At 69.6% G+C, this 22,847-nt stretch carries 23 protein-coding genes; 11 read left to right on the top strand and 12 right to left on the bottom strand.

What is annotated here, in order from left to right:
- Positions 1-129: 129 nt before the first annotated feature.
- Positions 130-1,242: a Gfo/Idh/MocA family protein gene (locus tag I3V78_RS18570; protein ID WP_204489804.1), complete on the top strand. Its 1,113-nt coding sequence runs from the start codon at positions 130-132 to the stop codon at positions 1,240-1,242.
- Here the strand turns inward: I3V78_RS18570 and I3V78_RS18575 are convergent.
- The gene (locus tag I3V78_RS18575) at positions 1,217-2,329 is read right to left on the bottom strand and encodes an acetate/propionate family kinase (protein ID WP_204489805.1); all 1,113 of its coding nucleotides are present in this window, start codon (positions 2,327-2,329) and stop codon (positions 1,217-1,219) included. The two genes, I3V78_RS18570 and I3V78_RS18575, sit on opposite strands and share 26 nt — an antisense overlap.
- Positions 2,326-4,689 carry a phosphoketolase family protein gene (locus I3V78_RS18580; protein WP_204489806.1) on the bottom strand — a complete coding sequence of 788 codons (2,364 nt, stop codon included), beginning with the start codon at positions 4,687-4,689 and terminating at the stop codon, positions 2,326-2,328. The genes I3V78_RS18575 and I3V78_RS18580 overlap by 4 nt, the downstream gene beginning before the upstream one ends.
- Positions 4,690-4,890: 201 nt before the next feature.
- Here I3V78_RS18580 and I3V78_RS18585 point away from each other — a divergent pair, with 201 nt between their 5' ends.
- Both I3V78_RS18585 and I3V78_RS18590 read left to right on the top strand, forming a co-directional pair.
- On the top strand, positions 4,891-6,360 hold the full coding sequence (locus I3V78_RS18585) for a DUF7125 family protein (RefSeq protein ID WP_204489807.1): 1,470 nt from the start codon (positions 4,891-4,893) through the stop codon (positions 6,358-6,360).
- 3 nt (positions 6,361-6,363) lie between these two features.
- Positions 6,364-6,720, top strand: coding sequence for a response regulator (locus tag I3V78_RS18590; protein WP_204489808.1), 357 nt, complete (start codon positions 6,364-6,366; stop codon positions 6,718-6,720).
- Between the two features lies 1 nt (position 6,721).
- On the opposite strand, the gene I3V78_RS18595 is transcribed toward I3V78_RS18590, so the two are convergent.
- On the bottom strand, positions 6,722-7,174 hold the full coding sequence (locus tag I3V78_RS18595; RefSeq protein WP_204489809.1) for a GNAT family N-acetyltransferase: 453 nt from the start codon (positions 7,172-7,174) through the stop codon (positions 6,722-6,724).
- 15 nt (positions 7,175-7,189) lie between these two features.
- Entirely contained in the window at positions 7,190-7,963 is a 774-nt protein-coding gene (gene map, locus I3V78_RS18600; RefSeq protein ID WP_204496698.1) for a type I methionyl aminopeptidase, read from the bottom strand.
- An 88-nt stretch (positions 7,964-8,051) separates the two neighbouring features.
- Between map and I3V78_RS18605 the strand changes: the two genes are divergently transcribed.
- From I3V78_RS18605 to I3V78_RS18615, 3 genes are all read left to right on the top strand, one after another.
- A complete protein-coding gene (locus tag I3V78_RS18605; protein ID WP_204489810.1) occupies positions 8,052-8,333 on the top strand; it encodes a LysR family transcriptional regulator in 282 nt (93 codons plus the stop codon).
- A gap of 132 nt (positions 8,334-8,465) precedes the next feature.
- Positions 8,466-9,512, top strand: coding sequence for a DUF72 domain-containing protein (locus tag I3V78_RS18610; RefSeq protein ID WP_204489811.1), 1,047 nt, complete (start codon positions 8,466-8,468; stop codon positions 9,510-9,512).
- A 323-nt stretch (positions 9,513-9,835) separates the two neighbouring features.
- The gene (locus I3V78_RS18615; protein WP_204489812.1) at positions 9,836-10,156 is read left to right on the top strand and encodes a Smr/MutS family protein; all 321 of its coding nucleotides are present in this window, start codon (positions 9,836-9,838) and stop codon (positions 10,154-10,156) included.
- A gap of 13 nt (positions 10,157-10,169) precedes the next feature.
- Here the strand turns inward: I3V78_RS18615 and I3V78_RS18620 are convergent, their stop codons facing one another.
- Positions 10,170-10,445: a (2Fe-2S) ferredoxin domain-containing protein gene (locus I3V78_RS18620; protein WP_204489813.1), complete on the bottom strand. Its 276-nt coding sequence runs from the start codon at positions 10,443-10,445 to the stop codon at positions 10,170-10,172.
- A 161-nt stretch (positions 10,446-10,606) separates the two neighbouring features.
- Between I3V78_RS18620 and I3V78_RS18625 the strand changes: the two genes are divergently transcribed.
- Together I3V78_RS18625 and I3V78_RS18630 are read left to right on the top strand one after the other, a co-directional pair.
- On the top strand, positions 10,607-12,223 hold the full coding sequence (locus tag I3V78_RS18625) for an AMP-binding protein (RefSeq protein WP_204489814.1): 1,617 nt from the start codon (positions 10,607-10,609) through the stop codon (positions 12,221-12,223).
- Between the two features lie 497 nt (positions 12,224-12,720).
- Positions 12,721-13,362: a hypothetical protein gene (locus I3V78_RS18630; protein WP_204489815.1), complete on the top strand. Its 642-nt coding sequence runs from the start codon at positions 12,721-12,723 to the stop codon at positions 13,360-13,362.
- Positions 13,363-13,364: 2 nt separating this feature from the next.
- Here I3V78_RS18630 and I3V78_RS18635 read toward each other — a convergent pair whose 3' ends face one another.
- The 5 genes from I3V78_RS18635 to I3V78_RS18655 all read right to left on the bottom strand — a co-directional run bounded on the left by I3V78_RS18635 (position 13,365) and on the right by I3V78_RS18655 (position 17,648).
- Positions 13,365-14,120: a methyltransferase domain-containing protein gene (locus tag I3V78_RS18635; protein ID WP_204489816.1), complete on the bottom strand. Its 756-nt coding sequence runs from the start codon at positions 14,118-14,120 to the stop codon at positions 13,365-13,367.
- Between the two features lie 119 nt (positions 14,121-14,239).
- A complete protein-coding gene (locus tag I3V78_RS18640) occupies positions 14,240-14,800 on the bottom strand; it encodes a redoxin domain-containing protein (RefSeq protein WP_204489817.1) in 561 nt (186 codons plus the stop codon).
- Entirely contained in the window at positions 14,800-15,387 is a 588-nt protein-coding gene (locus I3V78_RS18645) for a protoglobin domain-containing protein (protein WP_204489818.1), read from the bottom strand. The genes I3V78_RS18640 and I3V78_RS18645 overlap by 1 nt, the downstream gene beginning before the upstream one ends.
- Before the next feature lie 90 nt (positions 15,388-15,477).
- The gene (locus tag I3V78_RS18650; protein WP_204489819.1) at positions 15,478-16,137 is read right to left on the bottom strand and encodes a MarR family winged helix-turn-helix transcriptional regulator; all 660 of its coding nucleotides are present in this window, start codon (positions 16,135-16,137) and stop codon (positions 15,478-15,480) included.
- Positions 16,138-16,184: 47 nt separating this feature from the next.
- The gene (locus I3V78_RS18655) at positions 16,185-17,648 is read right to left on the bottom strand and encodes an aminotransferase-like domain-containing protein (RefSeq protein WP_204489820.1); all 1,464 of its coding nucleotides are present in this window, start codon (positions 17,646-17,648) and stop codon (positions 16,185-16,187) included.
- Between the two features lie 166 nt (positions 17,649-17,814).
- Between I3V78_RS18655 and I3V78_RS18660 the strand changes: the two genes are divergently transcribed.
- Positions 17,815-18,312: a cupin domain-containing protein gene (locus I3V78_RS18660; RefSeq protein ID WP_204489821.1), complete on the top strand. Its 498-nt coding sequence runs from the start codon at positions 17,815-17,817 to the stop codon at positions 18,310-18,312.
- Positions 18,309-19,211 carry a dihydrodipicolinate synthase family protein gene (locus tag I3V78_RS18665; protein ID WP_204489822.1) on the top strand — a complete coding sequence of 301 codons (903 nt, stop codon included), beginning with the start codon at positions 18,309-18,311 and terminating at the stop codon, positions 19,209-19,211. The genes I3V78_RS18660 and I3V78_RS18665 overlap by 4 nt, the downstream gene beginning before the upstream one ends.
- Here I3V78_RS18665 and I3V78_RS18670 read toward each other — a convergent pair whose 3' ends face one another.
- Together I3V78_RS18670 and I3V78_RS18675 are read right to left on the bottom strand one after the other, a co-directional pair.
- Positions 19,212-19,571, bottom strand: a complete 360-nt coding sequence (locus I3V78_RS18670; RefSeq protein WP_204489823.1) for a hypothetical protein — start codon at positions 19,569-19,571, stop codon at positions 19,212-19,214. It abuts the gene before it with no gap.
- A gap of 73 nt (positions 19,572-19,644) precedes the next feature.
- The gene (locus tag I3V78_RS18675; protein ID WP_204489824.1) at positions 19,645-22,047 is read right to left on the bottom strand and encodes an ATP-binding cassette domain-containing protein; all 2,403 of its coding nucleotides are present in this window, start codon (positions 22,045-22,047) and stop codon (positions 19,645-19,647) included.
- Positions 22,048-22,168: 121 nt separating this feature from the next.
- On the opposite strand from I3V78_RS18675, the gene I3V78_RS18680 reads away from it, so the two are divergent.
- Complete coding sequence (locus I3V78_RS18680; RefSeq protein WP_239576482.1) at positions 22,169-22,801, top strand: lysoplasmalogenase; 633 nt, start codon at positions 22,169-22,171, stop codon at positions 22,799-22,801.
- The last annotated feature ends 46 nt before the right edge of the window (positions 22,802-22,847 follow it).

Raw genomic sequence — 22,847 nt, forward strand, 5'->3', positions numbered from 1 at the left:
CGTCCGGCGCGGGCCGACATATCGGGGCGGCGTTCGAGCGGACGAGCGAAGGGCACACACCTCCCCGCCTCTCCTGGGGGGGCGCATCCCTACCTTTGACGTGGAACGTTCTTTTCCCCAGGAGGCGGTATGGCGCGCGAGGTGAAGGGGCCCAGGGTTCGTTACGCGGTGGTGGGGGGAGGCTCCATCTCCCAGATGGCCTTCATGCCGGGGATCGCGCGGACGCGGAATTCGGAGATGACCGCGCTCGTGACGGGGGACCCGGTCAAGGCGGACCGGCTGGCGAAGAAGTACGGGCTGAAGAGCTATCACTATGACGACTACGCGAAGCTCCTGGCCTCCGGGGAGTGCGACGCCGTCTACGTGGCCACGCCCAACCACCTGCACACGCCCTACGTGATTCCCGCGCTCGAGGCGGGCATCCACGTGCTGTTGGAGAAGCCCATGGCCACCAGCGAGGCGGACTGCCAGGCGATGCGGGCGGCGGCGAAGAAGTCGGGCGCGAAGTTGATGGTCGCCTACCGGCTGCACTTCGAGCCGGGCACGGTGGAGCTCATCGAGCGGGTGCGGGCCGGGGAGTTCGGCCGCGTGAGCCTGTTCAACTCGACGTTCTCTCAAATGGTGCGTGAGTCCAACCACCGGGCGCACAGCGGCTACTGGGCGGGACCCGTGCCGGACATGGGGCCCTATCCCATCAACGCCGTGCGCAACCTCTTCGGCGCCGAGCCCATCGAGGTGCGTGCCACGGGGCTGCGCATCTCCGAGCGGCACATGAACTTCGACGATGTGGTGTCCGTCACGCTCAAGTTCCCGGGGGAGCGGCTCGCCCAGTTCGTGGTGAGCTACAGCCACAGCACGTCCCAGCGCTACGAGCTCGTCGGGGACAAGGGCTCGGTGGAGGTGTCCCCGGCGTACATGTACGGGCCGGACCAGGGCATCGCCTACCGGACCGTCATCGGCGGCAACAAGGACCAGCGCAGCCACCGCCCGACGGAGCAGTTCGGCGGGGAGACGGAGTACTTCTCCCAATGCGTGCTGGAGAACCGGGATCCGGAGCCGGATGGCGAGGAGGGCTGGCTGGACGTGCGGGTCCTGGCGGCCGTGGAGCGGGCGTTGACCACGGGCGAGCCCCAGAAGCTCCAGGCCTACGAGCGCGCCAGGCGGCCGGTGCGCGCGCAGGTGCGCACGCTGGAGCCCGTGAAGCCGCCGGAGCTCATCAACACCGAGGAGCCGAGTGAGTAGCGAGCCGGTGCGTGTGGTGGGCGATCCGCTCCTCCTCGTCGCTCGGGAGCACGCGCACGTCCATGCGCAGGAAGGCGAGCCGGGCGAGGACCCGCTCGCGCACCTCGGGGCTGTTCTCCCCGATGCCCCCGGTGAACACGAGCAGGTCGATGCCCCCGAGCACCGTCGCGTAGGCGCCCACCGTCTTGGCGATGGCGCGCGTGAAGACGTCCAGGGCGAGCCGGGCCTGGACGTCTCCCCCCTGGGCCGCCTGGGAGAGCGCGCGCAGGTCGCTCGTGCCCCCCGAGAGCGCGTGCAGGCCCGCGTCGTGGTTGACCAGGGACTCCAGGGCGGCGGTGTCCAGATGGGCCTGGCGCTGCAACCACAGCAGCACGCCGGGGTCCAGGTCTCCCGAGCGCGTGCCCATGGGGATGCCGCCGGTGGGGGTGAAGCCCATGGACGTGTCCACGGAGCGGCCCTGGTGGAGTGCGGCGAGGCTCGCGCCACTGCCCAGGTGGGCCACCACGGTGCGCTCCGGCACCCGGGGTTCGAGCTGCCGCACGATGGACTCGTACGACAGGCCGTGGAAGCCGTACCGGTGCACGCCTTGCTCGCGGTACGCGCGGGGCAGGGGATAGACGGCGGCCTCCTCGGGCAGGGTGCGGTGGAAGGCCGTGTCGAAGCAGGCGAACTGCGGCACGCCGGGATAGCGCGCGCGCGCATCGCGGATGAGGGTGAGCGCCGGGGGGATGTGCAGGGGCGCGAAGTGGGTGGCCTCCTCCAGGACATGGAGCACGTCGTCCGTCAGGGCCTGATGCTCGAGCAGGTGGGGCCCGCCGTGCACGACGCGGTGGCCCAGCGCGGACGGCGTGGGGTGGCCGAATGTGTCCAGCGTCTCCGCGACGCGCCGGAAGGCGTCCTCCTGGGTGGCGAAGCGGGCCGACTCCTGGGCGACGGCCTGGCCTTTCGCGTCCTGGAGGTCGAGCGAGCCCTGGGCGCCGCCAATGCCCCGCACGACCCCCTTGAACACGGGGCGGGCGGGCGTCGCCGCGCCGTCGTAGAGGCCGAACTTGAGCGAGGACGAGCCACTGTTGATGACGAGGATCATCGCGCCGTCCACTTCCAGTCGCGCACCTCCGGCATGTCCTCGCCATGCTCGGAGACGTAGAGCTTGTGCCGCTGGCGCACCTCGGACAGCCGCTGCTCGGCCTCGGCCTCGCGGTGCTTCGTGTTGTGGGCCCGGCGGATGGCGTCGAAGGCGAGCGCGTAGCGGTCCAGGTCGTTGAGCACGGTCATGTCGAAGGGCGTGGTGGTGGTGCCCTCTTCCTTGTAGCCGTGGACGTGGAAGTTCTCGTGGTTGGCCCGGTTGTAGGTGAGCTTGTGGATGATGGTGGGGTAGCCGTGGAAGGCGAAGATGACGGGCCGGTCCCGGGTGAAGAGCCGGTCGAAGTCGCAGTCATTGAGGCCGTGCGGATGGCCCGACACGGGCTCCAGGGTGAACAGGTCCACCACGTTGACGACGCGCACGGTCAGCTCCGGCGCCCACGCGCGCAGCACGGTCACCGCCGCCAGGGTCTCCAGGGTCGGCACGTCGCCCGCGCAGGCCATCACCACGTCCGGCTCGCCCTCGCCCTCGTGACTGGCCCAATCCCAGACACCGATGCCCAGCGAGCAGTGGCGCACCGCGCTCACCATGTCCAGCCACACCGGCGCGGACTGCTTGCCCGCGATGATGAGGTTCACGTAGTTCTTGGAGCGCAGGCAGTGGTCCGCCACGGACAAGAGGGTGTTGGCGTCCGGGGGCAGGTAGATGCGCACCGTGTCCGCGCGCTTGTTGGCCACGTGGTCGATGAAGCCTGGATCCTGGTGGGAGAAGCCGTTGTGATCCTGCCGCCACACGTGGGAACTCAGCAGGTAGTTCATCGAGGCGATGGGCGCGCGCCAGGCCAGGTCCTTCGCGGACTTGAGCCACTTGGCGTGCTGGTTGAACATCGAGTCGATGATGTGGATGAACGCCTCGTAGCAGGAGAAGAACCCGTGTCGGCCGGTGAGCAGGTAGCCCTCGAGCCAGCCCTGGCACAGGTGCTCGCTGAGGACCTCCATCACCCGGCCGTCGACGGACAGGGACTCGTCCACGTCCTCGTAGCGGGCGTTCCACCGCTTGCCGCTCGCGGCGTAGACGTCCTGGAGCCGGTTGGAGGCGTTCTCGTCCGGGGCGAACATGCGGAAGTTCTTCTGGGGCAGGTTCTCGCGCATGACGTCGCGCAGGTAGCCGCCGAGCACCTTCGTGGCGCTCGTTTCGCCCGCGCCGGGCGTGTCCACGGCCACCGCGTAGTCGCGGAAGTGGGGCAGGGCGAGCGGCACCAGCAGCTGGCCCCCGTTGGCGTGGACGTTGGCGCCCATGCGCAGCCGGCCCTTGGGGGCCAGCTCCGCCAGGTGCTCGTGCAGGGTGCCCCGCTCGTCGAACAGCTCCTCGGGCCGGTAGCTGCGCAGCCACTCCTCCAGGAGCCGCAGGTGCTCGGGGTTGGTGCGCACCTCGTCGAGCGGCACCTGGTGGGCGCGCCACGTGCCCTCCACCGGCTTGCCGTCCACCACCGCGGGACAGGTCCAGCCCTTGGGCGTGCGCAAGATGAGCATCGGCCAGCGGGGCCGGGTCGGGTCGTTGCGCTCGCGCGCCTGGCGTTGGAGGTCGCGGATCTCCTGGTGGATCGTGTCGAGCACCTCGGCCATGCGCGAGTGCATGTCCTGGGGATCACTGCCCTCCAGGACATAAGGGTGGTAGCCGTAGCCGCGAAAGAGCGCCTCGAGCTCGTCCGGCTCGATGCGCGCGAGCAGGGTGGGGTTGGCGATCTTGTAGCCGTTGAGGTGGAGGATGGGCAGCACCGCGCCATCCGTGATGGGGTTGAGGAACTTGTTCGAGTGCCAGCTGGCCGCGAGCGGACCCGTCTCCGCCTCGCCATCGCCCACCACGCACGCGACGATGAGGTCCGGGTTGTCGAACGCCGCCCCGTAGGCGTGCAGCAGCGAGTAGCCCAGCTCCCCTCCCTCGCTGATGGAGCCGGGCACCTCGGGGGCGTTGTGGCTGGGCACGCCGTAGGGCCAGGAGAACTGGCGGAACAGCCGCTTGAGCCCGTCCGCGTTGCGCTCGATGTTGGGATAGGTCTCCGTGTAGGAGCCTTCCAGGAAGGTGTTGGCGATGATGCCGGGGGCGCCGTGGCCCGGGCCGATGAGGTACATCATCCGCGCCTGGTGCCGCCGGATGACGCGGTTGAGGTGCACGTAGATGAAGTTGAGCCCGGGCGTGGTGCCGAAGTGCCCCAGCAGCCGGGGCTTGATGTCCTCGAGCTTCAAGGGCCGGGTGAGCAGCGGGTTGTCGCGCAGGTAGATCTGCCCCACGGACAGGTAGTTGGCGGCGCGCCAGTAGGCATGGATGTGCTCCAACTCGGACTCACTCAAGGGACCGGACATGGGGGCTCCTCCTCGCCCTTGGCCTTACCAGTGCCCATGGCGTGGGAGGCGGATGCTCCCTCGCCGAGTTGGGCATCAGACGGTGGGGTCGCGGGGGGTATGCCCTTGTTGTGTTCAGGGCTCGTCAACACCCTGTTCCCAGGTAGCAAGCTGTGCTAGCGCCAGGGGTCCCAGCGCGTTGAGCCAGAAAGAGAAAGAGCGATGACTGCAGGTGGTCCAGGGCCGAGGCAACGGATCTCCACGGGTATTCCCGGCCTCGACACCGTGCTCCACGGGGGCTTCCTCCGGGGCCGGACGTACATGGTCATGGGACTGCCAGGAGCGGGCAAGACGATCCTCGCCAACCAGACGTGCTTCCATCACATCCGCCAGGGCGAGCGGGTGCTGTACGTCACGCTGCTGGCCGAGTCGCACGCGGAGCTCGTCTCCAACATGCACACGCTGTCTTTCTTCGACACCAACCGCATTCCCGACACCGTCACCTACGTGAGCGCCTTCAACGCGCTGGAGGACGGTGGGCTGGAGGCCCTGCTGGAGCTCATCCGCAAGGAGATCCGGATTCGGGGCGCGTCCCTGCTGGTGCTCGATGGCCTGGTGGCCGCGGAGGAGGTGGCGTCGTCGCCGCAGGCCCTCAAGCGCTTCATCCACAGCCTCCAGGTGGTGACGCACCTGCTGGAGTGCACCACGCTCATCCTCACCACGGGGGCGGGCAAGGGCCTGCGGGCCGAGCACACCATGGTGGATGGCCTCATCGTGCTGCAGCAGCGCACCCAGGGCGTGCGCACGCGGCGCGAGCTGTACGTGCGCAAGTTCCGGGGCGGCCCCCACCTGCTCGGCCGGCACGGCTTCGAGATCACCGCCGATGGGCTCGTCGTCTACCCGCGCCTGGAGAGCATGGTGGCGGACATCGGGGGAGAGGAGCAGCCGCCCTCGCTGCGGCGGCCGTTCGGCGTGCCGGGGCTGGACACGATGCTCCAGGGCGGCGTGGCCTCGGGGAGCACCACGCTCCTGTTCGGTCCCCCGGGTGGAGGCAAGACGCTGCTGGGCGTGAACTTCCTCGCGGAAGGCGCCCGCCGGGGGGAGCTCAGCCACTACTTCGCCTTCTACGACTCCCCGACGCGCATGATCGAGCAGGCCCGCGGCATTGGCGTGGACCTGCTGCCCCTGATGAAGCAGGGCACGTTCGAGGTGAGCTTCCGGCCGCCCACCGAGAACCTGCTCGACAAGCTGGGCACGCAATTGCTGACGCTCGTGCGCGAGCGCCGGGTGCGCCGGCTCTTCCTGGATGGGTACGACGCGCTCCAGAAGGCCGCGAGCCAGCGGGACCGGGTGGTGCGCTTCCTCGCGGCGCTGGTGAGCGAGTGCCGCCAGCGGGACGTGACCCTGCTGTTCTCCGCGGAGACGCCGTCCGCCTTCGGACCCCAGCTGCGCTTCCCGCTCCAGGGGTTGTCGATGGTGGCCGAGAACACCCTCTACCTGCGCACCGTGGAGCTCAACGCCCAGCTGCGGCGCTTCGTGTGTGTGCTCAAGATGCGCACCAGTGATTACGATCCGTCCTTCCGCGAGCTGTTGATCGGATCGACGGGTTTGGAGGTGGGGCCCGTGCTCGAGGAGGGGCAGCAGCTTCTGACGGGAGTCGCCAGGTCTCCGTTCCTCCCGCGGGGCCAATAGGTCATGGGCCCGCTTCTCATCGTCGATGACGAGTTCGGAATGGCCGAGGCCTTGAGGGATCTCCTCCAGGACGAGGGCTATCGCGTCCAGGTGGCGTTCAACGGCCGCCAGGCCCTGGACCGCATGGCGGAGGAGCTGCCCGCGCTGGTGCTGCTCGACTACATGATGCCGTCGATGAACGGGCCGGAGCTGCTCGCGGCGATGCGCCAGGACGCGCGGCTGAGCGCGGTGCCCGTGGTGATGATGAGCGCGGCGCCGCCCTCGTTCTGGAAGCACCTGCCGTGCACGGCCTTCGTGCCCAAGCCCTTCACGCTCTCGCGCATGCTGCAGGTGGTGCGCGAGCTCGTGGGCACGCCGTGACTCAGGGCGCGGCGTCCAGGCGCCGCCGCATGTGGACGTGGGGGATGCCCACCTCCACGAACGGCTCGCCGTACACCGCGTAGCCGAGCGTGCCGTAGAAGCCCGCCACGTGGGCGCGCGCGTGCATCGTCACCTCCTGGATGCCGCGCGCCCGGAGCGCCTCCTCCAGGTGCCGCACCAGCCGCGCGCCCAGGCCCCCTCGCTGGCGCGTGGGGCTCACGGCCATCTGGAAGAGCCGCCCGGTGTGGGGGCCCTCGGGGTGGAAGAGCACGCAGCCCACCACCTCCAGGGCCTCGGGCGGGCCCTCCACGGCCACCAGGTGCAGGCTCTGCGCGTCGAAGGGGAACTTCACCGAGGCGCGATCCATGCCGAGCGGCGCCCGGAGCACCTGGTAGCGCAGCTCCAACTCCTGGGGATAGAGGGGGTGGGCGGGGTCGATGAAGCGCAGGTCCATGCCGCCCCTTCTACCTCACGCGCCCGGGAAGTCCTCGGGCGTCGGGGTGAGCACCTCGCACCCCTCGCGGGTGATGAGCACGGTGTGCTCGAACTGCGCCGAGAGGCGGCCGTCTTCGGTGACGACCGTCCACCCGTCCGGCAGCAGGCGGATGCCCGCGCGGCCCAGGTTCACCATGGGCTCGATGGTGATGACCATGCCCGAGCGCAGGGTGATGCCCGTGCCCTTCTTGCCCACGTGGGACACATGGGGCGGCCCGTGCATCTGGTGGCCGATGCCATGGCCGCCGAACTCGGACACCACGCTGCAGCCCTCCTGCTGGGCCAATTCCTGGATGGCGGCGCCGATGTCCCCGAGCTTCGCCCCGTGGCGCACCACGGCGATGCCCGCGTCCCGGCACCGCCGCGCCACGTCCACCACGTGCCGGGCCTCGTCGGACACCTCGCCGATGAGGAACGTGGCCGAGGTGTCGCCATGAAAGCCATGGAGGCACGTGGTGACGTCCACGTTGAGGATGTCCCCGGGGCCCACCCGCTCGTCCGCGCGGGGGATGCCGTGGCACACCACGTGGTTGCGGCTCGTGCAGACGGCCGCCGGAAAGCCCTTGTAGCCGAGCTGGCTCGGGGTGCCGCCCCGCCGGGCCGTGTCCTCGCGCACCCACCCGTCGATGTCCGCCGTGGTGATGCCCGGTGCCAGCCTCGACGCCACGTAGGCGAGCGTCCCGGCCGCCGCCCGGCCCGCCAGGCGCAGCCGCTCGACCTCTCCGTCCTTCATCAATGGAATGCCCATGGCGCCACGGTGGCCGCGCCCCGCGCCCGGCGTCCAATGCTGGATGCGCATGAGGCGGGGGGACCGGGAAGCGGTTAGACTTGGACGCGTGAGCCTCACGCACATCCAATCCTTCGTCGCGGTGGCCGAGGAAGGCCACGTGGGCCGTGCCGCGCGCCGGCTCCACCTGTCCCAGCCGCCGCTCAGCCGTCACATCCTGGCGCTCGAGGATGAACTGGGCGCGCCGCTCTTCGAGCGCACCGCCCGGGGGATGCGCCTGCTGCCCGCGGGCGAGGCCTTCCTCTCGCACGCCCGCCGCATCCTCGCCGAGGTGGACGCCGCGGTGCACACCGTGCGCGGCGTGGCGGCGGACCGCTCCGGCGGCGCCTGACCCCACGCCCTCCCGCCCGCCCTCCAGGGGACGCGTGCGCCGCGCGCCCGTCCCGACGTGTTTCCCGCGAGAGAACCTTGGAAGTCTGGCCGTTCCGCCGTACTCTAGAAATAGAGTCACGAGGAGCGCGCCATGGCCGAGCAGGATCCTTCCCAACTCGATCTCTTCACCGGAGCGCCCAGCCCCGGGGGGCCCAAGGGCCGCCGGAGCCGGGGCGAGCCCGTGGGGCCCGCCGGGCAGCCCGAGGACGTCCAGGCGCTGGGGCAGGGGCTGCCCGCGGGCCTCTTCCTGGGCACGTCCTCCTGGACCTTTCCGGGCTGGTCGGGGCTCGTCTACGACCGGGAGGCCACGCCCGCGCGCCTGTCCCGGGAGGGGCTCGCGGCCTACGCCCGGCACCCCGTGTTGCGCACCGTGGGGGTGGACCGGACGTTCTACGCCCCCATCCCGGCCACCACCTTCGCGGAGTACGCCGCCCAGGTGCCCGAGGGCTTCCGCTTCCTCGTGAAGGCCCATGAAGCCTGCACGCTCGCCCGCTGGCCGCTGCACGCGCGTTATGGCGACGTGCGAGGTCAGCCCAACGAGCGCTTCCTGGACGCCGCCTACGCCACGGACCTCGTGGTGGCGCCGTGTGTGGAGGGCCTGGGGGAGAAGGCGGGCCCCATCGTCTTCCAACTGCCGCCGCAGGACGTGCAGGAACTGGGCGGCGCGGCCCCCTTCATCGAGCGGCTGCACGCCTTCCTCGCGGCGCTGCCCCGGGGGCCGCTCTATGCCGTCGAGGTGCGCAACGAGGCCCTGATGACCGAGGCCCTGGCCCAGGCGCTCGCGGACGTGGGGGCGGCGCCGGTGCTGGCCGTGTGGAAGAACCTTCCCCCCGTGGAGAAGCAGGCGGTGCGCCTCCGGGCCCTCCAGGGCCCCGCGCTGGTCGCCCGGTGGATGCTGCCGCCGAACCTGGACTACGAGGAGGCGAGGAAGCGCTACTTCCCCTTCGACCGCCTGGTGGACGAGGACCCGAGGACCCGGGAGGGACTCGCCCGCGTGGCCACCGCCGCGCTCAACCTGGGCCGGCCGGTCTTCATCACCCTGAACAACAAGGCCGAGGGCAGCGCGCCCCTCACCGCCGTGCAGCTTGCGCGGAGCGTCATGTCGCGTAGGCGAAACACTCCGGGTGTGGGCTCTTGATCACCCTCCGTCCCGGGGTACGCTTCGCTCGTGGGGCCCTCAACAGCTCTGACCATTGGCACGCGGCTTGCTTCAAGGGAGAAGCATGAAATCGGTCCTAGTCGCGGCGATGGTGGTACGCATGGCAGCGGCCGGTGGTGCCGGCTCGGGGGTCGAGTCCCAGGCCCAAACCGTGCGAGCGGGAGATAGCTGGGAAGACGTGCGTAAACATTTTTCCGCCCTGCGTAGCGAGGTCTCCACCTTGGAGAGCGAGTATCAGAGCGCGCTGGAGCGGCGGCGGCAGGAAGCACTGCGTCGTCACGACGAGTCAGAGCGCGCGCGCCGTGGGCGTTGAGGAGGACAGGGACGGGTCCGACGACGATTTCGACCCCGAGGCGCCGGTCGCGCTGCCTCTGGACGGGACCCTGGACCTGCACCTCTTCCGCCCCCAGGACGTGAAGGACGTCGTGACGGAGTACCTGCGGGCGTGCCGGGACGCGGGCGTGCTGGACATCCGCATCATCCACGGCAAGGGCACGGGCGCGCTGCGGCGCACGGTCCAGACGCTGCTCCCCCGATTGCCCGAGGTCGAGTCGTTCCGGTCCGCCTCCGAGGCCGATGGCGGATGGGGCGCCACGTGGGTGCGGTTGAAAAGGTCCGGCTGAAACCCTGAAGGGCTTAGTGGGTGTCCGGCAGGGTGTCCGGAAGAATCTTCAGGATCTGCTGGTAGAAATCTTCCCGCTCGCTCACGGGATCCACCGCATAGCAGCCGCCCGTGGAGCCCCCCTGGCCCGGCGGAATCACCGCCATGACGCGGGCCTTGGGACAGATGTCCATGCAGCTCATCTTGAGGATGTGCACGTCATCCTCGTGCCCCTCGGCGCGCAGCTTGTGCTCGAGCCACTTGCGCAGATCAATCTTGTCGTTGCCCGAGCACTTCTTGCACACGAGCACGAAGCCAGACTTCCAGGGCGGTCGGACGGGTCGAGCGGCGGCCATGAAGGCAAGGTAACGACCGCTCCTTCCGTTGGCCCGGCCATTCTCACCAGCTCTCTCGGAGAGCAGGCGGCCTGTGCCATCATCCGACGCCCTCGGAGTGGCAAGGAGATCCCCACGTGGAGAAGCGCTGGCTCAATCACTATCCCCCGGAAGTTCCCGCTGAGATCGACGGTGCGCGCTCCACCTCGCTCGTCCAGTTCCTGGAGGCGTCCTTCCACCAGTTCGCCGAGCGTCCGGCGTTCGAGTGCCTGGGCCAATCCCTGACCTACGGCGAGCTGGACGCCCGGTCACGCCAGGTGGCGGCGTGGCTTCAGGCCCGGGGGCTCGGGCGAGGCGCGGCCGTGGCGCTCATGATGCCCAACACCCTGGCCTATCCCGTCTGGGTCGCGGCCCTCCTGCGCGCGGGCTGCACCGTGGTGAACGTCAACCCGCTCTTCACCCCGCGCGAGCTGGAGTACCAACTCCAGGACAGCGGGGCGGTGGCGCTCGTCATTTTGGAGGCCTTCGTCCCCACCTTCCAGAAGGTCCAGGGGCGCACGGCCGTGCGGCACGTGGTGACGGTCTCCGCGGGCGCGCCGGGGAGTGCCTCCGTCCTGCCCGAGGCCATTCCTTTCGAGCGGGTGCTGGCCGAGGGCCAATCGCTGTCATTCACGCCCGTTCCGGTATCGCCAGAGGACGTCGCCTTCCTCCAATACACGGGCGGCACCACGGGCGTGGTCAAGGGCGCGATGCTGCTGCACCGCAACCTCCTCGCGAGCCTGGCGCAGACCGAGGCCTGGCTGCGGCCCGCCTTGCGCAAGCGGCCCGATCAACCCCTGACCTTCGTGTGCGTGCTGCCGCTCTACCATATCTACGCGCTCAACAACTGCGCGCTGCTGGGCATGCGGCTGGGCGCGCTGAACATCCTCCTCCCCAACCCGAGGGACCTGGCGGGCATCATCCAGACACTGGCGGGGCGGCCCCTGCATGTGCTGCCGGCGGTGAACACCTTCTTCAACGCGCTCCTCCACCATCCGGAGCTGGGCCGGCTGGACTTGTCCCAGTTGCTCATCGCCAACACCGGAGGCGAGGCGGCGCAGCGGGCGGTGGCGGAGAAGTGGTTCGCGCTCACGGGCGTGCCGCTCATCGAGAGCTATGGCCTGACGGAGACGTCGCCCGGGGTGGCGAGCAATCCGGTCACCGCCCCGGAGTTCTCCGGAGGCATCGGCATGCCACTGCCGTCCACCGAGGTCGCCCTGCGGGATGACGAGGGCAGGGACGTGGCGCTGCACGAGCCCGGGGAGATCTGCATCCGCGGCCCCCAGGTGATGGCGGGCTACTGGAACCGCCCGGAGGAGACGGTCCGGGTGATGACGGCGGACGGCTTCCTCAAGTCTGGCGACATCGGGGTCATGGACGAGCGCGGCTTCCTGCGCATCGTGGACCGCAAGAAGGACATGATCCTCGTGTCTGGGTTCAACGTCTATCCCAACGAGGTCGAGGGCGTGGTGGCCGCGCACCCCGGCGTGCTGGAGGTGGCGGCCGTGGGCGTGCCCGACGAGCGCTCGGGCGAGGCGGTGAAGCTCTTCGTGGTGAAGAAGGACGCGGCGCTCACCGAGGAGCAATTGCAGGCGTTCTGCCGGGAGCAGCTCACGGGCTACAAGCGGCCCAAGCTCATCGAGTTCCGCGCCGAGCTGCCCAAGAGCAACGTGGGGAAGATCCTCCGCCGGGAATTGAGGGCGCCCGCGGGCTGAGATGACAGTGCCCCGAGAGGGCGTCAGAGAACGTGAGTGGCCCAGGGGACGCGTTCACCGGGTCATGCGCGGGGTCCGGGCCTTGGGCGGACCCGTCAGTGGTCGTGCTTGCGCGCGCCCTTCCCCTTGCCCTTGTGTCGGCAATGGTGCCCATCCCAGTACTCACTGGGCCGGCAACCGGGCCGGTCCCGGTCGTCCTTGTGAGGTCTGTGGGCATCATGACGGACGATGAAGCAGCCCGGCAGGGCAAGGAGGACGGCGCAGAGGAGACAAAGGTGGAGCTTCATGGTGTGCACGAGCTTATCCGCACGGCCGGGCCGAGTGGGACTGCTCCGCTCTCGTGGCGCTCCCGCACTGCATGTGCTTCACCGATGGTCGGGGCTAGGGTCATCCGTGTCATGCATGGAGTGGAGCGGGACGGGCCACGCCCAGGTCGCGGCGGCCTCGTTTCCGAGGGGAACGGTGTGTCGGCGCATGGATTGCAAAGGGGCCCGGGCATGATCCCTCAAGCGCGTGTCGTCCCGACCCTTCTCCTGTGGTCCCTGCTGTCCCTGCTGCTGCTCGTTCCGCTCCCGAGCCTCGCGGGGCAAGCGCCCGCCGACGAGGACGTTCCCGCGGAGACGACGGAGGCGCCGAGCGAGTCCTTCGTGCCCGAGTCCGCGCGGTTGCTGGACGCGTCCGAACGCCCCCCCGCCGTGCTGCGCATCCTGGCGGAGATGGGCGGCGTCCTCGTGGGCCAGTTCGTGGGGACGTTCGTCGGACTCATCGCCGCGAGCGGGGCCCGCATGCTCGCGGACAACACGTCCCTGACCTACGCCGCCTTCTTCGTCCCCTTCGGGAGCGCCGTGGCCCTGGGGGCCTATATCCCTGGACAGCTCATGGGCGGCGAAGCGCGGTGGGCGGGACCCTTCCTGGGTGCTCTGGTGGGCTGCGCGGCGGGCCTGCTGATCAACGCCTCCATCGGCTACGAGCACCTGGGCCCGTTCTTCATGTCCGTCCTCATCCCCATGCCCTTCATGATGCTCGGCGCCATCATCGGCTACGAGGTCACCGAGCATGGGGGGAAGCCGCGGACGATCCAGCCCCTGGTGAGCTTCTCGTCCCGGGGCGCGGCGGTGGGCCTGGCCGGCACCTTCTGAGCTCAGCCGGCCTTTCGCGCCCAGGCGCCGAACACCATCTCCCAGAGGCAGGTGCCGTGGGCCGTCCGCAGCTCCTCGGCGAGCCGCGCGTCGATCGTGTCCAGCGCGAGTTCCTCCTCGGTCGCGACCCCCTTCTCCACGATGCGCCCGCGCATGGCGCGCAGGATGTGGCCAATGGGGTGCGACTGCGTGGGCGTGAGGACGGTGGCCTCGGCGCGGACCCGCTCGACCGTGAACCCGGCCTTCTCCAGCGCCGGGGCGAGGTGCAGGCCCATGCGCAGGTCCGCGCCCTCGCGCGCGACGGTCTCCCACATCCAGCCGCTCACCTGGCGGTGCAGCGGCAATTCCGGCTGACACACGGGCATCGCCGTCGCGTCATGCTCCTGCAGGACGATGAGGCCCCCGGGCGCCAGCACGGCGGCGAGCCGGGTGAGGCAGGCCACCGCGTCGGGCTGGTACATCAGCACGCGCCGTCCAATCACCGCGTCGAATGGCCCGTGCCCCTCCAACGGTGAGCCCAGGTCGGCGCACACGAAGTCGACATGCGTCACCCCGAGCTCGCGGGCGCGCTGGCGTCCCGCCTCGAGTGGCGCCGCGTCCCGATCGAGGCCCACCACGTGCCCCCGTGCCCCGACGAGCTCCGCCGCCAGGAAGGTGACGTTGCCTCCGCCACAACCGATGTCGAGCACGCGCATGCCCTCGCGCACGCCCGCATCGACGAGCAACCGCCGCGTCCACTCTTCCGCCAAGTTCTTCATGAGGTCTCCTCTCCTCGCGAGGGATACCACCCGGTACGCATGGCCCCTAGGGGACGGACCGGGTGCGGCATCATGTCGCGGCGCGAAAGGCCGAGGATTCTGGAGAGGGGGGACGCGTGTCAGCCGCGCGTGGGCAGCGCGCACCCTTGCGCATCGCAGCCCGGGGCCGGCGCCACCGGCTCGGGACGCGGTCGGTCGAGCGAGACGTCACGGGCCTCGAGCAGCAGGGTCTGGATCTCGGCGCCGAGCAGCAGGTCGTCGTGGGCGCCGAAGACGTGGCGCCGCAGCCGGCCTTGTGCGTCGATAAGCAGCGTGGTCGGCGTCCCCTGCATCGCATAGGCCTTCATCGTCCGGGGGATGGCGCCTCCGTCGGGGTCGGGCGCGTCCACGCCGACGGGGAAGCGGATGCGGTACTCGTGGACGAACGCCTTGAGCGACGCGAGCTTCATCGCCTCGTGGTGCTCGAAGACCGTGTGCAGGCCCACGACCACGAGCGGGGCCCCGGCGAAGGCCTCGGCGACACGCTGGGCCTGGGGAATGCTCCGCGAGACACATCCGGGGCAGAGCATCTGGAACGCATGGAGGAGGACGACCTGTCCGCGAAGCTGCTCGAGCGAGAGGGGCTTCGGGGTGTTGAGCCAGTCCGTCGTGTGCCACGCGGGGGCGGGTTGGGGCGCCATTAGAAGTCACCGTCCTTCACGTAGGGGTGGCTCCAGAGCGTGACCTGCAGCAGGCACGACTTGAGCCACGCCGCGTGCATCTTGTCGACGTCCTCGCTCGAGTGGCCCTTCTTGGCGAGGAAGGGCCGCAGGGTGAAGGTCACCGGGAAGATGAGCGCGAAGAGGTTGCGGAACGGGACGATGTCGGTCGACGGCGCGCCATCCGTCTGGTTCTTCTGCACGCGGTGATGGCGCAGTCCGACCTCGTGCTGGTAGTCGAGCCACTTCTGGTCGTACTCGGCGCGCGCCGTGTCGAGGATCCACTGACCGAAGCGCTTGCGCACGGCGCCGAGGTAGTCCCCGAGGGGCTTTCCATTCGTCTTGCCGGTGAACGAGGCGAGCAGGTGGGGCTGGCTTCCCACGAAGCCATACCAGACATCGAGGATCTCCTCGACGTGGTCCTTCACGATGTCGTGCGACATCCGGAGGGACTTCAGGTCCTCGTCTCCGAGGAGCGTGCTCGCCTTCATCTGCTCGAAGTCGGCGAGCGTGACGGGTGAGCGCGGAAGCGACGGGGTGCCGAGGGTATAGCCGGGGATGTTGTTCATGGATGTTCCTCCTTGGAGCAAAGCTCCGCTTTCGCCGTCGGCCAGCAGGGCCGCGGAAACCGGGGTGAGGCAGGGGGGGCGGGTAGGGCGTCAGCCGCGCCGCAAGAACTGCTCCCAGACTTGCTGGCGCACGGTGTCCTCCGCGCGCACCTGCTCTGGGCAATCGAGGCGAAGTTGCTCTCCCGCCAGCGGCGCATCGACGAGCGCGCAGTGGTGAGGGGAGGCTCCCGGACGCACGTTCGGGCGGAAGTGCTTGCAGGTGACACACATGCCGCTGAGCGGGATGAGCCCCTGCTCCTGCAGCGAGCGGATCATCTTCATGACCCCGGCGAAGAACGCGCGTTGCTCCTCGGGAGCCAGGTCGGCGACGGCCTCCGCCATGAACTCCGGCCAGGACCGCGCGCGGGCGCCCAGCGCGGCCCCCCTCTCCGTGGGCGTCAGCAGGCTCGCTCGCGGATGACGCGGATCCGGCGACTTCGTCACGAGCTGCTTGGTGCCGAGCACGCGCACGGAGTCACTGATGGTCGGCAGCGTCACCCCGAGGCGCTCGCTCAGCTCCGTGCCGGTGAGCGGGCCATGCCCCACCAGCGCCGCGAGGATCTGCCCTTGGGTCGCGGAGAGGCCCTCCTCGTTCGCCTGCTGCCAGGCCTGCTGCTTCATCGCCAGCCCGATCTTGTGCAGACCCGTGGCGATGCGCGTGGCGACGGGCTCGGTGTGCGCGTCGAAGTACGGGGGACGCCGGTCGGTCATGATGGGAAGATACTGAGTTAGGACTCCTAAGTTGTCAAGGCGCGGGTTCACCGCGAGACACAGCGCGCGAGCGCGTCACAGATGCGCGAGAGCTCGTCCGGCTCGTGCGCGGCGAACCCGAAGCGCAGGGCGTCCAAGGGCCCCACTGGGAGGTGGGTCGAGCCTGGCGCGATGAGCAGCCGCTCCTCGCGGGCGCGCGCCACCAGGGCCTCCGCGCTCCCCCGGCGAAGCTTCAACCACAGCGCCAGTCCCCCCGCGGGCACCGTGTACTCGAAGTGCTCGCGCAGGGAGGGCAGGGCGCTCAGCCTCGCGTGAAGGTGGTCCCGGCGGGCCTTGTAGGTGCGGCGTGCCCGCCGCGCGTGGCGCTGGATGGTCCCGTCCTCGAACAGCTCGACGATGGCGCGCTCGAGGACCGTGTCGCCCTGCCGCTCGAGCACCGCCCGTATCTCCCTCAGCTTGCGAATGCACGCGTCCGAGGCGACGAGGTAGCCGAGCCGGACCGTCGGTGCCAACAGCTTCGAGAGGGACGCGATGTAGACGACGTGCCGCGAGCCGCCGGTCGCATGGAGCGGCAGCAAGGGCTCGCCCTCGAAGTGGTACTCGTAATCATAGTCGTCCTCGAGCACCGTGAAGTCGAAGCGCTCGGCGAGCTGCAACAGCTTCATCCGCCGCTCCGGCGCCAGGGCGACCGAGGTGGGGTACTGGTGGTGCGGCGTCACGTAGACGGCCTTCAACCTGCCCGCCAGCCGTCGCGCCGTCTTCTCGAGGAGGTCGGTTCTCAGGCCATCCCCGTCGATGGGGATGTGGGTGACCCGGGCTCCCGCGAACTCGAACGCGCGCCACGCGGGCGCGTATCCCGGCACCTCCGCCGCGACCACGTCGCCGGGGCCGAGCATCGCCAGCGCATAGAGGCCCAGCGCGCCCTGGGCCCCTCGGGTGAGGAACACCTCGTCACGGGTCGTGGAGAGGCCGCGCGCCTGGTTGACGAAGCCGGAGAGCACCTCGCGCAGGCCTGGATCGCCCGCGGGGTCTCCGTAGCCCACCGCCGTCCGGTGAACGGAGCGGAGCGCCCGGGCGTACGCGCGCGACAGCTCGGTGAGCGGCGCGAGCCGCGGGTCGGGCAGGCCATCGGTGATGGAGACGAACGGCGCCTCCCGGCGGCTCGGGCCCGTCTTGCGCGGTGGGGGGAGTTCCACGTCGGCGACCGCCGAGCGGGGCAGGGACGCGGCCACCCGTGTCCCCGAGGCCGGACGGGTCTCGAGCCAGCCCTGGCCCACGAGCTCCTCGACGGCCGCCACGACGACCTTCCGGTTCACGCCGAGCTGGTCGGCCAGCGTGCGGCTGCCGGGCAGCATCGCGCCCGGTTGAAGCCGCCCGCGCTGGATTTCACGAACGATGGCGCGCGTGAGCTGGGTCTGCCGGGAGACCGTCCCGTCGTGTTCGAGCGCGAAATCGAACCGCCACGGGCGCTGCCCTGGACCCTCGGTCCGGGTGCTTCTGGAGCGTTCCATGGGTCCAGGCTGCCGCGACGCGAGCGCTCGCTCAATGGCAAGCAAGCCCCGCCATGCCTCCACCAACTGGACCCCTGCCCATTTCGATTCTGGAGGATTCGGGGGGTCCAGCTTCTGGCTACACACGGACTCGCGTCACGACACGCCCCAACCCCTGGAGCCAAGAATGGCCGACACATTTCATTCCGCCGACTTCGACAAGACCCCGCCCCGACCCCGGGTGGTGATGCCAGACAGGCTCGCCCATCCCGCCGTCGAGAGCGCGGGCCAGCACGGCGACTACTCGAAGGCGCGCAAGCATCCGGTGTTCTTCGTGGACTTGCCCTCGCATGCCCTCAGCATGACCATTGGTTGGTTGGAGCCTGGCCAGTCCTCCAACCGTCACCGTCACACCTACGAGACGATCCTGTTCGTGCTCGAGGGCGAGGGGTACTCGTACGTCGGTGGGAAGCGGATCCCCTGGAAGGCGGGCGACGCCGTGTACGTGCCCGTGTGGGCGTGGCACAACCACGTGAACACCGGCAAGGGCCGGGCGCGGTACCTGGCGTGTGAGAACGCTCCGATGTTGCAGAACATGGGGGGCGTGGCGCTGCGCGAGGAGGTGCCGGACCGCGGCGACGAGTTCTTCGACAAGAACCACGAGACGGAAGGGGGTGCCGCGTGAACGCCCCGCTCAAAGGCATCGTGGCCTATCCGATCACGCCGTTCACGACGAGCGGTCGCGTCGACGAGGCCCTGCTCGGCCGGATCGTCGATGACATGGTGAAGGCGGGCGTCCACGCGATCGCGCCCCTGGGCAGCACCGGCGTGTTGCCGTACCTCTCCGACGAGGAGCGGGAGCAGGTCGCGGAGGTGGTCATCCAGCGGGTCGCGGGACGCGTGCCCACGCTCGTGGGGGTGTCGAGTCTCACCACGGAGCGGACCCTCCACCACGCCAGGCACGCCGAGAAGCTCGGCGCCAGCGCGGTGATGATCATCCCCATGAGCTACTGGAAGCTGAGCGACGCGGAAATCGTCGGCCACTTCGACGCGGTGGCCCGGGGCATCTCCACGCCGATCGCCGCCTACAACAACCCCGCCACGGGGGGCCTCGACCTGAGCCCCGACGTCATCTCCCGACTGCTCGAGATTCCCAACGTCACCATGGTGAAGGAGAGCACCGGCGACGTGAACCGCATGCACCGGCTCGTCCAGCTGTGCGGCGAGGACGTGGCCTTCTACAACGGCAGCAATCCGTTGGCGCTGGCGGCGTTCGTCGCGGGGGCGCGCGGCTGGTGCACCGCCGCGCCCCACATCATCCCGAAGCTCAACCTCGAGCTCTACGAGGCCATCCAGCGAGGCGATCTCGCCGGGGCCCGCCGGAGCTTCTATCGCCAGCTGCCGTTGCTGCGGTTCATCGTCGCGCACGGCCTGCCGCGCGCCATCACCGCGGCCCTGGAGTTGATGGGGACCACGGTGGGGCCGCTCCGGGCCCCACTGCGAGCGCTCCCTCCCGAGCACGTCGCCGAGCTGCGCCAGATTCTCGTCGAGCTCGAGGTGCTGCCGGGAGGGCGGGTGAGCTGACTACTTGCACTGGTAGGAGACGGCCCAGTCCTGGGTGACGACCCAGCAGTAGGTCCCGGGCACCGAACAGGCGACGCCTTGGGCGTTGTTGTTGTTGCCCGTGTAGTTGGCGCAGTAGTCCTTCGAGTAGATGAGGTTGTAACAGGACTGACCGAACGACGCGCAGTGCATGTACTTGTAGGTCTGCCAGGTCGTGGCCATGGCCGTCACCTTGCCGTCGGTGTCCGCGGTCTCCGCGGTCTCCGCGGTCTCCGCAGTCATGTCCGGCGTTTCCCCGGACAGGTTCTCGCCCTCCATCTCGGGGCCACACGCCGTCAGCAGGCTTCCCGTCATGACCAGGGCGAACGTCAGCTTCTTCATGGCACTTCCTTTCAAGGGGTGGGGCAAAAACTGGAATAAATTGAATACCAGAAATAAGCTCCACACAAGCATTTCAGGTGCGCTGTCCGCGGGCCTTGGGGCTGGCCTTCGGCGCGCCGCCGACGAAGGCCGCCAGGTGCTCGCCCGTCAGCGTCGACTTCGCCGCCACCAGCGCGGCCGGGGTGCCCTCGAACACGATCCGCCCGCCGTCGTGGCCCGCGCCCGGCCCCAGGTCGATGATCCAATCGGCGTGCGCCATCACCGCCTGGTTGTGCTCGATCACGATGACGGACTTGCCGGAGTCGACCAGTCGGTCCAACAGGCCGAGCAGTTGCTTGAGGTCGGCCAGATGCAGGCCGGTGGTCGGCTCGTCGAGCACGTAGACACCGCCCTCGGCGCCCATGTGCGTGGCGAGCTTGAGCCGCTGCCGCTCTCCGCCCGACAGCGTGGTGAGCGGTTGTCCGAGCCGGAGGTAGCCGAGTCCCACGTCGGCCATGCGCCGCAGGATCGCGTGCGCGGCCGGCGTGCGCGCCTCGCCGGTGCCGAAGAAGCCGACCGCGTCCGCGACCGGCAGATCGAGCACCTCGGCGATGTTGAGGCCGCCGAAGCGGTACTCCAGCACCGACGCCTGGAACCGCCGACCCTCGCACTCCTCGCAGACCGTGGTGACGCCGGCCATCATGCCCAGGTCGGTGTAGATGACCCCGGCGCCGTTGCAGGTCGGACAGGCGCCCTCGGAGTTGGCGCTGAACAGGGCGGGCTTCACGCCATTGGCCTTCGCGAACGCCTTGCGAATGGGCTCCAGCAGGTCGGTGTACGTCGCCGGGTTGCTGCGCCGCGAGCCGCGGATGGGCGCCTGATCCACCGACACCACGCCCTCCTGGGTCCCCACCGAGCCGTGGATGAGCGAGCTCTTGCCCGACCCGGCCACGCCCGTCACCACCACCAGCACGCCGAGCGGGATGTCGACATCCACGTTCTTGAGGTTGTGGGAGCGGGCGCCGCGCACCTTCATCACCCCCGAGGCCTTGCGCACCGAGGGCTTCAGGGCGATCCGGTCGTTCAGGTGGCGCCCGGTGAGCGTGCCGCTGGCTTGCAGGCCCTCGACGGTCCCCTGGAAGACCACCTGGCCGCCCGCGGTGCCCGCGCCGGGGCCGATGTCGACGACGTGGTCGGCGATCGCGATCAACTCCGGCTTGTGCTCGACCACGAGAACGGTGTTGCCCTTGTCGCGCAGCCGCAGCAGCAGATCGTTCATCCGCTGGATGTCGTGGGGGTGCAGCCCGACCGTGGGCTCGTCGAAGACATAGGTCACGTCGGTGAGCGACGAGCCGAGGTGACGGATCATCTTGGTGCGCTGCGCCTCACCGCCCGACAGGGTGCCCGCCGGCCGGTCCAGGCTGAGATAACCCAGCCCGATCTCCACGAACGAGTCGAGCGTGTGCCGCAGCGAGGCCAGCAGGGGCGCGACGTTCGGCGCGTCCAGACCGCGCACCCACGCGGCCAGGTCGCTGATCTGCATCGCGCAGGCTTCGGCGATGTGGATGCCCTTGATCTTGGAGGAGCGGGCGGCCTCGCTCAGCCGGGTGCCACCGCACTCGGGACACGGGGCGAAGGTGACCGCGCGCTCCACGAACGCGCGGATGTGCGGCTGCATCGCGTCGACGTCCTTGGTCAGGAACGACTTCTGGATCCTCGGGATCAAGCCCTCGTAGGTGAGGTTCATCTTCTCGACCTTCACCTTGGTCGGCTCTTTGTAGAGGAAGTCCTGGCGCTCCTGGGGGGTGTAGTCCCGGATCGGCTTGTCCGGGTCGACGAAGCCCGAGGCGCCGAAGATGCGCACGAGCCAGCCATCCGCCGTGTAGCCGGGAATGGTGAGGGCACCCTCGTTGAGGGACTTGCTGTCGTCGTAGAGCCGCGACAAGTCGATGTCGGAGACCGAGCCCATGCCCTCACAGCGCGGGCACATGCCGCCCACGGACGTGAAGACGCGCTCCTCGGTCTTTCCCTCGCCCTTCTCGATGGAAATCTTCCCGGCCCCGCGCACCGACGGGATGTTGAAGGAGAAGGCGTTGGACGGGCCGATGTACGGCTGGCCGAGGCGGCTGAAGAGCACCCGCAGCATCGCGTTGGCGTCGGTGGCCGTGCCGACCGTCGAGCGGGAATTGGCGCCCATGCGCTCCTGGTCGACGATGATGGCGGTCGTCAGTCCGTCCAGCACGTCGACCTCGGGCCGGCCCAGCGTCGGCATGAAGTTCTGCACGAACGTGCTGTAGGTCTCGTTGATCAGCCGCTGGGACTCGGCCGCGATGGTGCTGAACACCAGCGACGACTTGCCCGAGCCCGAGACGCCGGTGAACACCGTCAGCCGCCGCTTGGGGATGTCGAGGCTGACGTCCTTCAGGTTGTTCTCCCGAGCGCCTTGGACGCGAATCAGGTCGTGGCGGTCGGCGGGGTGTCGGGTGGAAGAGGTCATGGGTGCACGCATAAGTTTGGGCTTATGGGATGTCAAGCACGCGGATCGCCCCGTCAGGCGGTGACCGCGTGGCTAGGATGCGCGCATGCGCATGACGCGGGAGGGCAGGACCCGGATTCTCATGGCAGCGGGCGTCCTGGGAGGAGGGCTCTACCTGTTGGGCATCGCGCTGGCGAACGCTCCGCTGCGCCTGGGCGTCAAGGGCATTCCCATCGTCTGCCTGATGCTGTGGCTGGGGCCCGCGTCCACGCGCTATGCGCGGCGGGTCCTCGGGGGGCTCGTGCTCTCGTTGGCCGGAGACCTGTTGCTGGAGTTTCCCCGCCTGTTCCTGCCGGGCCTGGGAGCGTTCCTGCTCGCCCATGTCTCCTATGTGGCCGCCTTCCTCTCGGTGACACGCGCGCCGGCCCTCGCGCGGGGCCTGCCTTTCGCGCTGTTCGCCATGGGGGCGACGGCGTTCCTCTGGCCTCGGCTCGGAGACCTGGCACCGCCGGTGGCGGCCTATGTCGTCGTCATCTGCACGATGATGTGGCGCGCGGCGGCCCTGTGGGGCGGGGCGGGACTGACGCCGCGCGCGCAAGGGTTGGCGCTGGCCGGCGCCCTGGCGTTCGCCACGAGCGATGGCGGGCTCGCCATCCAACTCTTCGTCCACCCCACGGCCTGGGCGGGCTACCCCATCATGCTGCTGTACTGGGCCGGTCAGCTCGGCATCGCCTTGTCGGCGGAGGCGCCTGCCTCCATGTCAGACTCTCCGTGAAAATGTCTCATCGTCCCTACCGGACCGGAAGGTCCCAGGATGGAAG

This window comes from Archangium primigenium, assembly GCF_016904885.1.
Taxonomy (GTDB): domain Bacteria; phylum Myxococcota; class Myxococcia; order Myxococcales; family Myxococcaceae; genus Cystobacter; species Cystobacter primigenius.

What these genes read in the sequence shown, in the direction of transcription:
- I3V78_RS18670 (WP_204489823.1), bottom strand. Translation starts at nt 19,571, where the DNA reads ATGAAGAAGCTGACGTTCGCCCTGGTCATGACGGGAAGCCTGCTGACG.
- I3V78_RS18655 (WP_204489820.1), bottom strand. Translation starts at nt 17,648, where the DNA reads ATGGAACGCTCCAGAAGCACCCGGACCGAGGGTCCAGGGCAGCGCCCG.
- I3V78_RS18570 (WP_204489804.1), top strand. Translation starts at nt 130, where the DNA reads ATGGCGCGCGAGGTGAAGGGGCCCAGGGTTCGTTACGCGGTGGTGGGG.
- I3V78_RS18575 (WP_204489805.1), bottom strand. Translation starts at nt 2,329, where the DNA reads ATGATCCTCGTCATCAACAGTGGCTCGTCCTCGCTCAAGTTCGGCCTC.
- I3V78_RS18630 (WP_204489815.1), top strand. Translation starts at nt 12,721, where the DNA reads ATGATCCCTCAAGCGCGTGTCGTCCCGACCCTTCTCCTGTGGTCCCTG.
- I3V78_RS18595 (WP_204489809.1), bottom strand. Translation starts at nt 7,174, where the DNA reads ATGGACCTGCGCTTCATCGACCCCGCCCACCCCCTCTATCCCCAGGAG.
- I3V78_RS18580 (WP_204489806.1), bottom strand. Translation starts at nt 4,689, where the DNA reads ATGTCCGGTCCCTTGAGTGAGTCCGAGTTGGAGCACATCCATGCCTAC.
- I3V78_RS18635 (WP_204489816.1), bottom strand. Translation starts at nt 14,120, where the DNA reads ATGAAGAACTTGGCGGAAGAGTGGACGCGGCGGTTGCTCGTCGATGCG.
- I3V78_RS18680 (WP_239576482.1), top strand. Translation starts at nt 22,169, where the DNA reads ATGGCAGCGGGCGTCCTGGGAGGAGGGCTCTACCTGTTGGGCATCGCG.
- I3V78_RS18675 (WP_204489824.1), bottom strand. Translation starts at nt 22,047, where the DNA reads ATGACCTCTTCCACCCGACACCCCGCCGACCGCCACGACCTGATTCGC.
- I3V78_RS18660 (WP_204489821.1), top strand. Translation starts at nt 17,815, where the DNA reads ATGGCCGACACATTTCATTCCGCCGACTTCGACAAGACCCCGCCCCGA.
- map (WP_204496698.1), bottom strand. Translation starts at nt 7,963, where the DNA reads ATGGGCATTCCATTGATGAAGGACGGAGAGGTCGAGCGGCTGCGCCTG.
- I3V78_RS18640 (WP_204489817.1), bottom strand. Translation starts at nt 14,800, where the DNA reads ATGGCGCCCCAACCCGCCCCCGCGTGGCACACGACGGACTGGCTCAAC.
- I3V78_RS18650 (WP_204489819.1), bottom strand. Translation starts at nt 16,137, where the DNA reads ATGACCGACCGGCGTCCCCCGTACTTCGACGCGCACACCGAGCCCGTC.
- I3V78_RS18610 (WP_204489811.1), top strand. Translation starts at nt 8,466, where the DNA reads ATGGCCGAGCAGGATCCTTCCCAACTCGATCTCTTCACCGGAGCGCCC.
- I3V78_RS18590 (WP_204489808.1), top strand. Translation starts at nt 6,364, where the DNA reads ATGGGCCCGCTTCTCATCGTCGATGACGAGTTCGGAATGGCCGAGGCC.
- I3V78_RS18645 (WP_204489818.1), bottom strand. Translation starts at nt 15,387, where the DNA reads ATGAACAACATCCCCGGCTATACCCTCGGCACCCCGTCGCTTCCGCGC.
- I3V78_RS18585 (WP_204489807.1), top strand. Translation starts at nt 4,891, where the DNA reads ATGACTGCAGGTGGTCCAGGGCCGAGGCAACGGATCTCCACGGGTATT.